The organism is Desulfobulbus alkaliphilus, assembly GCF_016918545.1.
GTDB lineage: Bacteria > Desulfobacterota > Desulfobulbia > Desulfobulbales > Desulfobulbaceae > Desulfobulbus > Desulfobulbus alkaliphilus.
Genome location: NZ_JAFFQC010000143.1, coordinates 1 through 522 on the forward strand (window position 1 = coordinate 1; position 522 = coordinate 522).

Annotated in this window: 1 protein-coding gene; it reads left to right on the forward strand. The window is 56.1% G+C overall.

Annotation, left to right across the window (positions count from 1 at the left end; translation table 11 throughout):
• Positions 1 to 32: 32 nt before the first annotated feature.
• Positions 33 to 522 (forward strand): hypothetical protein (locus JWG43_RS17805; protein WP_205244290.1); only part of this gene is annotated, 490 nt, incomplete at its 3' end.

Genomic DNA, 522 nt, shown 5'->3' on the forward strand with positions numbered 1-522 from the left:
CGGCGCAGCGCGCCCACTCCGCAGACAGCACCGTGAAACTTTCCGGAAACACCCTGAAAGATGTGGGCGGTTTTCGCAGCTTTTTCACCCTGGCCTCCACGCACCGGGCAACCATGAGCGCCTTTCTGGACTCTATCAAGCAAAAATACGGCGACACGGCTTTTCAGATGGCCTCGGATCGGCTGCAGGGCCCCATGGGGCAAGGCAAACCGCTTACTGCCGGCATGATCATGCAGGTGGATGCCGAGGCCAGGAACATTACACTCGTGACCAGCAACTTTATTTCCGGCATTTCGCCAGACGGTGCACCGACAGAGCATAATTTGGATAACGCCATTGATGCATATATTAATCAGATGCACGAAACGGCCTTACCCCCCGGCAGCGACATGAGTGCCTTGCGCCATGAAATCAAGGACGCTGTTGCGAAGGATCTGCTTTCCGGCCGTCTTGCCCTTGGCAGTGAGGAGGAAATGTTTGAGGCCGTGAGCCAAGGCAAAGTGGGAGGCATACGCTATATGC